This is a genomic window from Streptomyces cyaneochromogenes, assembly GCF_003963535.1.
In the GTDB taxonomy this organism is placed as follows: Bacteria; Actinomycetota; Actinomycetes; order Streptomycetales; family Streptomycetaceae; genus Streptomyces; species Streptomyces shaanxiensis.
Genome location: NZ_CP034539.1, coordinates 10,315,577 through 10,327,584, shown reverse-complemented (window position 1 = coordinate 10,327,584; position 12,008 = coordinate 10,315,577). Strand labels below are relative to the sequence as shown.

At 69.6% G+C, this 12,008-nt stretch carries 11 protein-coding genes and 1 pseudogene; 7 read left to right on the top strand and 5 right to left on the bottom strand.

The window, feature by feature from the left end; translation table 11 throughout:
- Positions 1 to 251 precede the first annotated feature (251 nt).
- Entirely contained in the window at positions 252 to 1,070 is an 819-nt protein-coding gene (locus EJ357_RS46305; protein ID WP_126398694.1) for a DUF2785 domain-containing protein, read from the top strand.
- 62 nt (positions 1,071 to 1,132) lie between these two features.
- Here the strand turns inward: EJ357_RS46305 and EJ357_RS46300 are convergent.
- A protein-coding gene (locus tag EJ357_RS46300; RefSeq protein WP_126398692.1) for an IS5 family transposase occupies positions 1,133 to 1,941 on the bottom strand; the annotation gives its coding sequence in 2 pieces (ribosomal slippage) (positions 1,133 to 1,591 and positions 1,594 to 1,941; 807 coding nt in all).
- A 148-nt stretch (positions 1,942 to 2,089) separates the two neighbouring features.
- On the bottom strand, positions 2,090 to 2,872 hold the full coding sequence (locus tag EJ357_RS46295) for an SDR family NAD(P)-dependent oxidoreductase (RefSeq protein ID WP_126398690.1): 783 nt from the start codon (positions 2,870 to 2,872) through the stop codon (positions 2,090 to 2,092).
- An 86-nt stretch (positions 2,873 to 2,958) separates the two neighbouring features.
- Between EJ357_RS46295 and EJ357_RS46290 the strand changes: the two genes are divergently transcribed.
- The 3 genes from EJ357_RS46290 to EJ357_RS46280 all read left to right on the top strand — a co-directional run bounded on the left by EJ357_RS46290 (position 2,959) and on the right by EJ357_RS46280 (position 7,377).
- A complete protein-coding gene (locus EJ357_RS46290) occupies positions 2,959 to 3,810 on the top strand; it encodes a helix-turn-helix transcriptional regulator (protein WP_126398688.1) in 852 nt (283 codons plus the stop codon).
- 87 nt (positions 3,811 to 3,897) lie between these two features.
- Positions 3,898 to 4,566, top strand: a complete 669-nt coding sequence (locus tag EJ357_RS46285) for a hypothetical protein (protein WP_126398686.1) — start codon at positions 3,898 to 3,900, stop codon at positions 4,564 to 4,566.
- Positions 4,567 to 4,680: 114 nt separating this feature from the next.
- Positions 4,681 to 7,377 carry a hypothetical protein gene (locus tag EJ357_RS46280; protein ID WP_126398684.1) on the top strand — a complete coding sequence of 899 codons (2,697 nt, stop codon included), beginning with the start codon at positions 4,681 to 4,683 and terminating at the stop codon, positions 7,375 to 7,377.
- Positions 7,378 to 7,681: 304 nt separating this feature from the next.
- Here EJ357_RS46280 and EJ357_RS46275 read toward each other — a convergent pair whose 3' ends face one another.
- Together EJ357_RS46275 and EJ357_RS46265 are read right to left on the bottom strand one after the other, a co-directional pair.
- Positions 7,682 to 8,404, bottom strand: a complete 723-nt coding sequence (locus tag EJ357_RS46275; protein ID WP_126398682.1) for a dienelactone hydrolase family protein — start codon at positions 8,402 to 8,404, stop codon at positions 7,682 to 7,684.
- 431 nt (positions 8,405 to 8,835) lie between these two features.
- Complete coding sequence (locus tag EJ357_RS46265; protein WP_126398678.1) at positions 8,836 to 9,432, bottom strand: DinB family protein; 597 nt, start codon at positions 9,430 to 9,432, stop codon at positions 8,836 to 8,838.
- A gap of 249 nt (positions 9,433 to 9,681) precedes the next feature.
- On the opposite strand from EJ357_RS46265, the gene EJ357_RS46260 reads away from it, so the two are divergent.
- The gene (locus tag EJ357_RS46260; protein WP_126398676.1) at positions 9,682 to 10,572 is read left to right on the top strand and encodes a PfkB family carbohydrate kinase; all 891 of its coding nucleotides are present in this window, start codon (positions 9,682 to 9,684) and stop codon (positions 10,570 to 10,572) included.
- 146 nt (positions 10,573 to 10,718) lie between these two features.
- Here the strand turns inward: EJ357_RS46260 and EJ357_RS49965 are convergent, their stop codons facing one another.
- Positions 10,719 to 10,928 (bottom strand): zinc ribbon domain-containing protein, encoded by a 210-nt coding sequence (locus EJ357_RS49965; RefSeq protein WP_407698456.1) that lies wholly within the window; start codon positions 10,926 to 10,928, stop codon positions 10,719 to 10,721.
- Here EJ357_RS49965 and EJ357_RS50925 point away from each other — a divergent pair.
- Together EJ357_RS50925 and EJ357_RS50920 are read left to right on the top strand one after the other, a co-directional pair.
- Positions 10,844 to 11,293 (top strand): annotated as a pseudogene (locus EJ357_RS50925) (FAD-dependent monooxygenase); the annotation flags it as partial. The gene EJ357_RS49965 and the pseudogene EJ357_RS50925 sit on opposite strands and share 85 nt — an antisense overlap.
- Positions 11,294 to 11,330: 37 nt before the next feature.
- On the top strand, positions 11,331 to 11,924 hold the full coding sequence (locus tag EJ357_RS50920; protein WP_407698548.1) for a hypothetical protein: 594 nt from the start codon (positions 11,331 to 11,333) through the stop codon (positions 11,922 to 11,924).
- The last annotated feature ends 84 nt before the right edge of the window (positions 11,925 to 12,008 follow it).

Below are 12,008 nucleotides of genomic sequence, written 5' to 3'. Positions count from 1 at the left end.
CACGGGACAGATCCGGGCGTCCTGGAATGAGACAGGCGTAAGTCGGCTCTCTTCCCAGACGCCACACCATCCGCCTCGCCAACCGCTGCCCGCACTGCAGACTCGCCAGCACCAGATCATCAGCAGGAGCAAAACAAGAGATAACACCGCACTACAGAGGAAAACGACCTCTTAGATGCTGTTTCAGATGGCGAGTCTGCGATAGCGGACAACGCCGCGGGTCTCCGCCAGCAGTGTGAAAGCCTGACGTGATGAGTGCTTACTTCGTCGACTGGCCGTCGATCGCGGCCGACGACTTCCCCTTCCCTCAGGCGGTACCGACGACTCGGCTTGCCGACGAGTTGTCGGTCATGCTGCTCTCGCCCGACCCTGAGATCCGTGACGACTACGCTTACACCGCAGCCGCCCGCTGGATCAGGGAAGGACACCTCGACGACGTTCTCGAGGCACTCGGCGACACCGCCGCCAGCCGATTCATCCACCCCGAGGTACAAGCTCGGACCTTTGCACCGCTGATCCTCTGCTCCGTTCTGACGCGCGGACACACTGTCCCCGGCCTCCTGCCTAAGCAGGCTGCGGAGCGCTGGTATGCCGAATTCTTGGCCTGGTATCCGGTAGAGCAGGACACCCGCGGCTGGGACGACTCCCTGGGCTGGCTACATGCCGTCGCACACGGGGCCGACGCTGCTGCCGCATTCGCAAAGGCCCTGCCCGACCGCCGCACGGAACTACTTGAACTCTGTGCCCGCAGGATGACGGCCGCGCAGAGCGACTACCGATACGCGCAGTTGGAGGACGCGAGGCTTGCGCGGGCGCTTCTGCGTATCCTCCAGGCCCCCGGCCTGAACCTCGAGCAGGCCACCGGCTGGCTGACCGCGGTGGCGGAGGCCCTGGATGGAGGAAGCCCCGGGCCCGTCCCGGTCTGGGCGTTCAACACCTTTGCCACCCTCCAGTCCCTTCACCTGCACCTGGCTCGAGGCCTCGTGGACGAAGACATCCCGCCGCATGCCGAAGCAGTTGCCGCCCGTACCGCCGATCTCCTTCGCCTGGCCTGCTACTGGCTCGCCTGACACGGCAGCTCCGGCATCAGCGCGGGCCATTTCTCCTGCCGCGCGTAGCCTTCGCCGTGGTTTCACGTGGTCAGTCGGCGGTAGGTGATGAGGGTGGCGGCTATGCCGACGAAGGCGAGGAAGTGCTCGGCCTTGCGTTCGTAGCGTCGGTGCAGGCGGCGGCATCCGGCGAGCCAGGAGACCGTTCTTTCGACGACCCAGCGGTGGCGGCCCAGCCTGGTGGAGGACTCGATGCCCTTGCGTGCGATGCGGTGCCGGATGCCGCGCTTGCGCAGCCATCGGCGCAGATGGTCGTAGTCGTAGCCCTTGTCGGCGTGGAGCTTGGCCGGCCGCCGTCGGCGCGGCCCGCGTCGGGAGCGGATGGGCGGGATCCCCCGCACCAGCGGTTCCAGGCCGAGGCTGTCGTGCGTATTGGCGCCGGAGATACCCAGGGACAGGGGCAGTCCGTTCCGGTCGGTGATCAGGTGGATCTTCGATCCCGGCTTGCCGCGGTCGGTCGGATTCGGTCCGGTCAGTGGCCCCCTTTTGCCGCCCGGACGCTGACGGAGTCGATCGCGCACCGCGACCAGTCCAGCTCGCCCCGGGCACCGAGCTCGTCGAGGATGACGCGATGCAGCCGGGCCCAGACCCGCTCCCGGCTCCACTGGGCGAAGCGCCGGTAGACCGTCGGCCAGGCCGGCCCGAACACCGGCGGCAGTTGCCGCCAGGTACAGCCCGAGGTGGCCACGAAGATGACCGCGGCCAGGCACTCGCGGTCACCGGCCCGCCGTCGTCCACCGCCCTGTGGGCGTATGACCTGTATCGGCGGAACCACCCGCCGGAACAGCGTCCACAACTCGTCCGGCACCAACCGCTCCACCAGATCCGTCATGCACGGCTCAACGAGCGATCACGCCATCAGAAACGGCGTCTTAACCTGGGCCAGAATCCGCGCGAACGCATGACGACGCGGTGCTGCTGAGGAGCGGCGCGGTGCCGCCGCGGGTTGCCCAGGCTCTCTCCCTCGGGCTCTCTCCCCTTCAGGCCCCGGCGCCGCCGTCGACCGGCACGATCGCTCCGGTCACCATCGAGGCACGGTCGCTGAGCAGCCACGCGGCCACCTCGGCAACCTCGCGGGGTTCGGCCATGCGGCCGAGTGGGGTCGCCGCGACATTGCGCTCGATGATGCCCGGGGAGACCGCCTCCCACGCGTCCATCATCTCCGTGACGGTGCCGCCGGGGGTGATGCCGTTCACGCGGATGCCCTGACGGCCCCAGGTCACAGCCGCGGTTTCGGTGATGCTGTTGAGCGCACGCTTCATGGCGCCGTAGGCGGGGAGGGCGGGGTTCGCGCGGCGGCTGCCGATGCTCGAGGTGTTCACGATCGCCCCGCCGCCGCCTTGCCGCATGAGCGCGGCCTCGGCGGTCATCGCGGTCCAGTGCGAGCGGAAGTTCACAGCGAACTGCTCGTCGATGTCCTCGTCGCTCGTGGTGTCGAGCGGCCCGGGCTGCTGGATCGCCGCACCGTTGTTGAAGGCGCCGTCGAGCCGCCCGTGCAGCTCCTCGACACGGCCGACCGCCGCGCGGATGCTCGCGCGGTCGGCGAGGTCCAGGGTGACGGCGTCGGCGACGCCTCCGTCTGCGCGGACCTCGGTGACGATGCGGTCGAGGGCGCCTGTGCTGCGGGCGGCAAGCACGACGGCGGCGCCCTCAGAGGCGAAGAGCCGGGCCGCGGCCGCCCCGATGCCGCGGCTGGCGCCGGTGATGAGCACGACCTTGTCGGTGAGCAGGCCGGCGGGTGCGATGTCGTTGTTGTGCGTCATGACGGCAGTGTCGGGCCGGTCCCCAGGCCGGATGCAGGCACAGGCGGTACCAGGATCTGTCGCCGCGCGGCGTGCAGACTTGCGGTATGGACAAGCAGGAGCTCGGGGCGTTCCTCCGTAGCAGTCGCGAGCGGCTACGGCCGGAGGATGTCGGCCTCCCCTCCGGACCGCGACGCCGGACGCCGGGTCTGCGCCGTGAGGAGGTGGCGGTCCTCGCACACATCTCCACGGAGTACTACGTCCGGCTCGAGCAGGGCAGGGCGCCGCGGCCGTCGGGCGAGGTTCTCGCCGGGATCGCGGGCGCGCTGCGGCTCACCGACGCCGAGTCCGACCACCTCCACGTCCTCGCGGGCACCGCGCCGACCCGTACCCGGCTGCACCGGCGAGACGTCCGCCCGAGCATCCTCGCGCTCCTCGAGCGGCTGCCGCAGACGGCCGCTTTGGTCATGTCCGCCGCGTTCGAGGTGCTCGCGTGGAACGACCTCGCGGCCGCGCTCATGGAGGACTTCGCCGGGCTCGCCCCCGAGGACCGTAATCTCGCGCGCCGGGCATTCCTCGAGCCGGCGCGACCCGGCACGACACTGTACGGGATCTCCGACGCCGCCGAGTTCCGGCACCACGTCGTCATGGAGCTCCGCGCCACCCTCGCCCGCTACCCGACGGATCCCGCGGTCACCGGCCTCGTCGAGGAACTCCGCGACGCCAGCCCCGACTTCGCCCGGCTCTGGGAACGGCACGAGGTGCAGTCCGCGCCGATGCTCACGAAGACATTCCGCCACCCGGTCGTCGGGGAGATCACCGTCGACTGCGACTCGCTCACGCTCACGGACCGCGACCAGCACCTCGTGCTTTACAGCGCGCCACCGGGATCCCCTGGCGCCGAGGCTCTGGCTCTTCTGCTTGTACTGGGTGCCGAGGCGAGTGACTATCTGCGTTAGCGTCTGGAGCACGACCAGGAGTTGCTACTGATCGTGACGTCTGGCAGGGGCGCGGCCGATGTCAGAGGCATCCGGTTGGATGAGCCCGTGACTGTCTATGACGTAGCTCGCCGGCTTCCCTCCATCGCCGACCTTCGGGACCTGTGCCGCTCGCTTGCGATGCTCGACGCGATCCTGAGCCCGGACTGGGAAAGCCGGTACCACTCCTTCAACGCCGCTTGGGCTGAAGGCGAGGAGATGGCCTCGATGCGCAACGGGTCGGGAGACGAGTACTCCATCGTGTTCTCGGTGGCGGGGGGCTATGTCCGCGGCTTCGACCACGAATCGCCGATGAGCCCGTATGGCCATGATGGCAAGCCCTGGCCAGGAGTGATTGACGAGGTTCCCGATGCCTTCAAGCCCTACCTCCAGGAGCCGGCGTTCACCGACGAGGACGGCGTGCCAGTCGCGACGGTCTGCCTGTGGCGGGAGGCGACGGATGATCAGTGGCACCACGGCACGATCGACTTCCCGCCGAACTGTGCCGACCCTGATGGTGCCACGGGCCTGTTCCGGTTGCTGGTCGACCGCTCACCCGAAGCGTTCCAGCGCTTCGCCGAGGACTATTACGAGGTCTCTGTCGATCTGACAGCGGTGAGTGACGTGTATGCCTTGCGGCCGCTCGACCAGGAACTCGTGTCGTCGTTGAACGTCGAGGTCACCCTTGCGGACCTGGCCCAGGACATCTCCGAAATCGGCTATCCGCAGGCCCACTGAGAGTCGATCTATCGCCCACCAGCTCATTTTCACTGCTGGTGCTAGCGTGCCGTGCACCATCAACTGGCTGTCACGGAAGAGGTGTTGTGGGGATCTGCTGGGATGGATGCGGTCATGGGCGCAGAGGAGGGCCGAGGGCGGCGCAGAGCGCCCGGGGCTGGGGCGACATCGCCGTACCTACCGCCCGCAGCCGGAAAACCCTCCGCGTACGCGCTGCTCCTGCTGAGGCTGGTTCCCTTCTCGATCCTGACCTACCTCCTGACGCTCCTCCTCTGCGCGTTCTTCGGCTGGGAGGGGACCGTTGCGGCCGGTGTGCTCGGTGGACTGGCGTTGTTGGGGCCGTTCGCTGTCCGGGCACTGTGGTATCGGCGGCACACAAGAGTGGAGTTCCGCCTTTATGAGAAGGGCCTCGTCGCAATTGCGGCCGACGGTACGGAAGCGATCTATCCCTGGTCGTCGACCGCTGTCTTCACGAACGGCTCGCATCGCTACAAGCTGTCCAACCCCGAGGGGACGGTCGTCACGCTCGGGGCAGCGCACCGTGGCTTCGCGCTGGGCGGGGAGAAGATCCGGGGCCTGACCACCCGTACGGTGATCAGGGGCGCGCAGCTCCCTCAGGAGGACGAGTGGGGTCCGGCGATCCGGCAGGGTGTCCGGAACGCGCAGCTGACCGCGGCCGCCGAAACGGCTCTGAGCGGCGGTGAAGTCTCCTTCGGGGAACTTGTGTTGAGCCAGGACCGGCTGACCGTGCAGCGCAGGCGCGGCCGGGACGACTTCACTACTTGGGAGGACGTCCACTCGCTCTCACTCACGGCCGACGGCGACCTCTTGATCGCCTCGCGTGGCAGCGACTTCCCGACACATTTCGCACGGCCCGGGTACCAGATACCCAATCTGGAGATCTTCCTCGACGTCGCCCGTCAGCTGCACGAACGCAGATCGCAGGCCGCACCCGCTCCTGCCCCACCGACTCCTACCGAACCCGCGTCGACCGCCCGCGACGACGAGGAGTCGCCGAGGGACGTACCGGAACTCCTTGGCCTGTACGTCACCTTCGGGGTGGGCACATGGGCGGCCTGGCGCCTCGGCACCCGACAGGAGATCGACGGACCGGGGTCCGCACTCCTCGCCGCCGTCAGGGCGGCCTTCGGTGGATTCTTCGGGGCGGTCTTCGGCCTGGGCTTCGCGGCAGCCCTCCTGGCCGCGCCGAAAATAGTGGGCGAGCTGCTCGTCGAACCCCTGATCCGCTGGATCCGGCATCGCCGATACGTCGCCGCGACCGCCCTCGCACTGTGCACGGTCGCCCCGCCGGTGGCACTACTCCTAGTCCTGTTCCGCGCCATCCCCTCTCGTCTGGTCCCCCTGGTGGCGCTGCTCATCTTCGGCGGCTGGACGCTGCTGCTCGCGGTGAAGCGATGCGGTCCGTCCGAACGCCTGATCGTGCGTCACCTTCCGGACCTCCCCGGCGTGTTGCTGGTCGTCCTCGCCGTCGAGCAGCTCGTCTCCGGCGACGTACTGACCCTCACGCCCGCCGCCGGACTCTTCTTCCCGCTCGCCATCTGGCTCTCCTGCCGCGGCTGGCGCAAGTTGAAGGACTCGACGCGGCCGACGGTGCGGGCGGTGGCCGACATCGCCCTGTCCGTGGAACTCGGCCTGGTGCTGACCGTGCTCCTGGTGTGGCTCGCCAACGTACTGTCGTTCACCCCGCCCCAAGTCACCGTAGTGCGCGGCATCGTGGAAAAGGTCCAAGCACTGACCGAGGTGCACTGGCTGTACTGGCTGGCGGCTTACACGGTGCTGGCCGTCGGCAGTTACGCCGTACTGCGCTGGCCGGACCACGCCGCGCGGATCAGACAGCGGCTGCGCCCGGCGCGCTTCAGCGAATCCCGGCTGCCGCTGGGCATCACCGCCAACTTCGCACGGCGGTCCCTCTCAGGGATCAATGTCGGCATCATGGTCGCCCTGCTGTTCCTCGTCGTTGTGGCACCGGTGTCCGAGGGCGCATGGAAGCGGCCGGTGGCCGAGAGATACGCGCTCGAGGTTCAGCGCCGGCAGTACGCCGAGGGCGCTGCGGCCGCGTACAAGGAGATCCACCAGCAGGTCTCGGCCCATCCCCGGGCCGCTGCCCGTCTGAGGGACGTGATTCTCGCCGTGCACCGGGCCGCGCCTTCGCCACCCGGAGAGCCCGTGAACCAAACGGCGCTGGACATCGCCCGGCAGGTCGGCCGCTTCCAGGCCGCCACCCTCGCTCTCGACGACCCGGCGCCACAACCCGCCCAGACTCCGGAGGCGGACGACCTCGCCGGCGAGCTCGATCAGCTCGACGAGAGCCAACAGCGCACCGCAGAGCGGGAGCAGCAAACCGACCGGTTCGCCGAGCTCGCCTCCCTCGCGATCACCCGCACCTTCGACGCCCTCGACCTGGGCGACAACCAGGCCGTACAGCTGGTCAAGGAGTACCTCGGCGGGCTGGTGGAGGACGGCCCGGTGAAGAGGATCTTCCACCGGTGGGGCGAGGGAGTCGGACAGCCCCCGCCCGACGGGGGCCGACTCGTGCGCATCGACGTCCGCCGCCTGACGACGGTGGCCTACGACCGCACCCGGGCGGCGGTCGAACGCGCCGACACCGGCCTGCTCGCCTTCTACGGCCGGTTCGGCATCGGGATTCCCACCGACGACACCTCGCTGACACCCGCGATCGATCTGGCGAACCAGCACCGGTACCTGCAGCAAGGCACCGGCCCCTGCACCGGCTGCGTCAGCTCAACGACCAGAGGTTCCAGCACGGGCGGAGGCGGCGGGCGCCGCTGAGCCGAGGCCGCGGGCCCGCACCCGCCAACCGCACCCGCTCTACCCCGTCGAGCTGCAGGACAGCGAGGCTGCGTAGGCGATCAGGGTGGGGGCAGTCCAAGCACGCCGAGCGGTACGACGGTCCGGGCGCCCGCATCGGGCGGGAGGTGAACGCCGCGGACGACGGGAGCCTGGGCGCACGGGACACCTCCCAGCCGCCCGGGCTCCGCGTCAGCGGCTCAGCAGCAGGTTTCGGCGACACGCTCCCTGTTGGGGCGCGTCCGGGAGGCCGGTGTCTGCTGCCGGCCTGACGGCCGGCCCGGCCTCACCTCAGGTGCCGGGCGAAGAACCGGTTCCCGTCGTCCAGCTCGAACCAGGGGGTGCCGGTGTGCCCGCCCGTATTGGCGTGCAGCGTCTTCTCCTTGCTCCCGAAGGCGTCGAACAGGTCCAGGGCCCGCTGCCTGGGGTTCCCCTCGTCGTCCCACTGCAGCAGGAACAGGAGCGGGACGGTGACCTGTCGGGCCTCCTCGCGCTGGGCGCGGGGCACGTAGCCACCGGCGAAGAATCCGGCGGCCGCGATGCGGGGCTCGGCCACCGCCAGCCGAATGCCGACGGCGGTCCACCCCGCGTACCCGACCGGGCCGCCGATCTCGGGCAGCGTAAGGAGGGCGTCCAGGGTGGTCCGCCATTCCGGAACCGTCTTGGCTACCAGCGGGCCGACGAAGGACTCGAAGATCTCATCTACCGGCTCGCCGGCCTGCATCGCCCGGCGGAGGTCGGCGCGGGCCTGCTCGTCGGCGGCGGAACGGGGCCGGTCGCCGCATCCGGGGGCGTCGATGGCGGCCACCGCGTAGCCGTACGCCGCGGAGTGCCGCGCCCGTGCCACCAGCCGGGCTTCCCCCTTGGGCAGGCCGTTGTTGTGGGCCATCAGGATCAGCGGGACCGGTGCGGCGGATTCAGGCGTCCACAGGGTGCCGGGGATCTCGCCGAGGGTGAATTCACGCTCGAGGACGCCGTCGTCGAGGCGTTGTTCCGAAGTGAAGTGCATGGTCGTGCCTTTCGGGAGTGCGCGTGAACGGCGCTCCCGGACGACCTATCGCCCGACCGTGACCCCTGAGGGGAGCACCCATGTCGATACTTCGTTCACGGGTACCACCTCCTCGTTCTCTCGCACGGCCTCGGGGAAAGTAGCAGTGGTCGCCGTGGTCCGCCAACGGGTTTTGCGGGGGGGCCGTGGCCGGAGTTCGCGGAGCCACTCTGCCAACGGCCAGGGCCGAGCCGTCATGGGCTTCGCGGGAACCTGTGTGGTCACCGTGGGGTGTGTGGCCAAGCCGCGGAAAGCGGAGCCCTGTTGGGGACGGTCTGGCCCGGGCCGAGCACGGCTGCGACGCTGCCGTACGCCTCGGCCTGCTCATCAGTCAGAAATCCACCGGCGCCGTAGGCCGACCCCGGAGCCAGCGGGGTCGGCAGCAGAGCGAATCAGCCGTTGACCTCCCGCGCCACGCGCTCCAGTCGGCTCCGGTGCCTCTCCCACCACGCCTGATCCCCTGATGCCATGGCGTCCTTGCCTGGCGAATATCCGACAGACCCGTCGATGAGCTCTCGCAGGATGTCCGCGTGGCCGGCATGCCGCTGGGTATCGGAGATCACGCGCACCAGAATGTGGTGCAGCGTCACCTCTCGGCGCTTCTCCGGCCACCACGGGACGTGACCGATCGCGTCAAGCGTCATCGTCGCGATCGTGGCGCCGGAGTGCTCCCACGCCTGGCGATACAGCCCAACGATCTGGTCCCGTGATTCGTCTGCGGTGGCCCACATGTCCGAGTTGGGTTCTGGCTCCTCGGTGTACCACCAGAACGGCGGCTCCTCGCCGAAGAACGGCCGCCCAAATGTGTCGCCGAAGTACGCGAGTTCCACGCCGGCGACATGCTTGACCAGCCCCAGGAGGTTCGTGCCCGTGGGGGTCAGCGGACGGCGGATGTCGTACTCCGAGAGCCCATCGAGCTTCCACACCATGGCATCACGCGCTTCTTGCAGGTATCGGAGAAGGTCCGCTTTCGGGTTCGGTTCGATCATGCCGGGCAGTTTTCCACCCGACACTGACAACCGGGAGCGACGGCCCTGCCCCTCTACAGCCTGCTCCGCCGACGGACCCACGCGCCGGCAAAAGGGGTGGCCCACGGCGGCACGGGGCAGAGTTGCAGGAACCGGCCGCGGTGATCTCGGATCAGCGGGTCCGCGCCGCCGCCCCGGGCGGGGGTCGAGTGGGGCGAGACCAGGGTGTCGGCCGCATGCTGGCGCCGGGCTGACGGGAGGTGCACCTGAATGGAGACTCGAACGACCAGACGACCTGCAGGGCTGTTCGTCGGCCTGTGCACGCTGGATGTCATCCAGCTCGTCGACCACGTCCCGGCTCCCGACGAGAAACTCACAGCCCGCGAGCAGACCGTGGCCGCCGGAGGCCCGGCGGCGAACGCGGCCGTGACCTTCGCCCACCTGGGCGGCGCGGCCAGACTGCTCACCGCCATCGGCTCCCACCCGCTCGCACTCGCGGTCACGGCCGACCTGGACCGGGCGGGTGTGAGCGTGTCGGACCTGGCGCCCCACTCGGCCGACCCGCCCGCTGTCTCCTCCATCATGGTCACCGCCTCCAGCGGACAACGCGCCGTCGCCTCGACCAACGCCGCCGGACACCGGCTCGCCCCGCCCGACGATCTCGACGCGCTGGTGGCAGCCTGTGACATCGTCCAGCTCGACGGCCACCACATGGACCTGGCCACGGCTACCGCCCTCACCGCCCGTGCCGCCGGCCGCCTCACCGTCCTCGACGCCGGCAGCTGGAAGCCGGGCACACAGAACCTGCTGCCGGCGATCGACGTAGCGGTCTGCTCCGCCGACTTCCACCCGCCCGACACCCGCACCCCCTCCGACACCCTGCGCTTTCTCCAACAGCAAGGGGTCACCTGGACCGCCATCACCCGAGGAGGACAGCCCATCGTGTGGGCAGGCCCCGGCGGCAGCGGGACGGTCGAGGTGCCCACCGTGGCGGTGGCGGACACACTCGGCGCCGGGGACATCCTGCATGGAGCCCTCACCTATCACCTCGCCGCCCAGCGGCAGCTGACCGCACAGGGCTTCGTCCAAGCGCTGCACGCCGCCTCCCTCGTGGCCTCACGGGCGTGCGCCTCCTTCGGCACCCGAGCCTGGATGCGCTGACGACCAACTCCGTTGTGCTGGACGCGCCGTTACTGCGAGACAGCCAGGAGCTGGTCGGCGCAGAGGGTCAACCACCTCGGGCTGAAGCCCGAGGCTTGTAAGTCGTGATCGCCGATGGCTTCGACGGTCCGCCTACGTCCTGGAGGCTAAGCGTGGTGCTTAACGTGACTGGGGCGGTTGACTGCGCCCCGCTGCCACGCAGCGTCGCCGCGGTGGGCGATGTTGCGCGAGCCGTTGTGGTCCGCGTGCAGGACTGCTCCGCAGGAGCGGCATGCGAACCGTGCCTGGTCCACTCTGTTCGAGCGGTGGGTGTGCCAGCACTCCGAGCACTGGCGCGAGGTGTTGCGGGGGTCCACATGGACCACCGGTCCCGCTGCCCAGGGATCGCCGGTACCGCATGTCGATGCTGGTGCCCCCTGAAGTGTCGGCGAGTGGCGAGGAGGCTTCCGCGTCGGTGGCCCACGGGCTGGAGGGTGGGCGCGCGCCCCGGGTCGAGCACATCCAGGCGGTCCTCGACCGGCTCTCCCCACAGCCCACCACCGTGTCCGCCAAGCGCTGGACGTTGGTCTTCCGTATCAGTCATCGCCTCGTCGACCGGTACTCCGTCGGCCGGGTCTTCGTCGCCGGGTCCGCCGCGCACATCCACCCGCCGACCGGAACCCAGGGCATGAAATCCGGCATTCAGGACGCCTACAACCTCACCTGGAAGCCGGCCCTCGCGCTGGAGAGCGGTGCCCATCCGCGGCTGCTCGACAGCTATGACGCCGAACGCCGTCCCCGTCGGCGAGGAGGTGATGGGACGCACGGTCAGGCATGCCACCGAGGGCGTCCCGGCCGATCCGGACGAGATGACGACGGTGATGCTGCGCGAGGCCCAGTTGCTCGTCGCCTACCGGAGCAGTCCCCTGGTGGCCCTGGTGGCGGCCGACGGTGCGGTGCCGGGCAACGGCGACGCGGGATCATCCGGCCCGCGGCCCGGTGACCGCGCGCCCGACTGCCACGGTCTCACCGCCGCCGTGGCCGCAACGCCCCTGCGCCTGTACGACCTGCTGCGCGACCGCGGGCACGTCCTGGTGCTCTACGCCGACTCGACCGAGGCGCTGGCCGGGTGCCGCGAATCCGCCGCCACCGTCCACCGACCGGCAGGCGACAACATGACCGCGTTCGTCGTCACCCGGACCCAGAGCACGGCCCACCGGCTGGGGACAGACCGACACCGAAGGCCGGCACCTGCCCGTCTTCCAAGATGGTGCGGCGCAGTTCGAGCGGCTCTACGGCGTCGAGGGGCCGACCGCCCTTCTCATCCGCCCGGACGGCTACCTGAGCGCCCGGCTGTCACCGCTGACCGTTGAGGGGACGGCGTCCGCGCTGTCCGACGTGCTCGGACGCGTCGTCCGCCTGTAGGTCCGGGCCGGGGCAACTCGGCGAGGCCACCT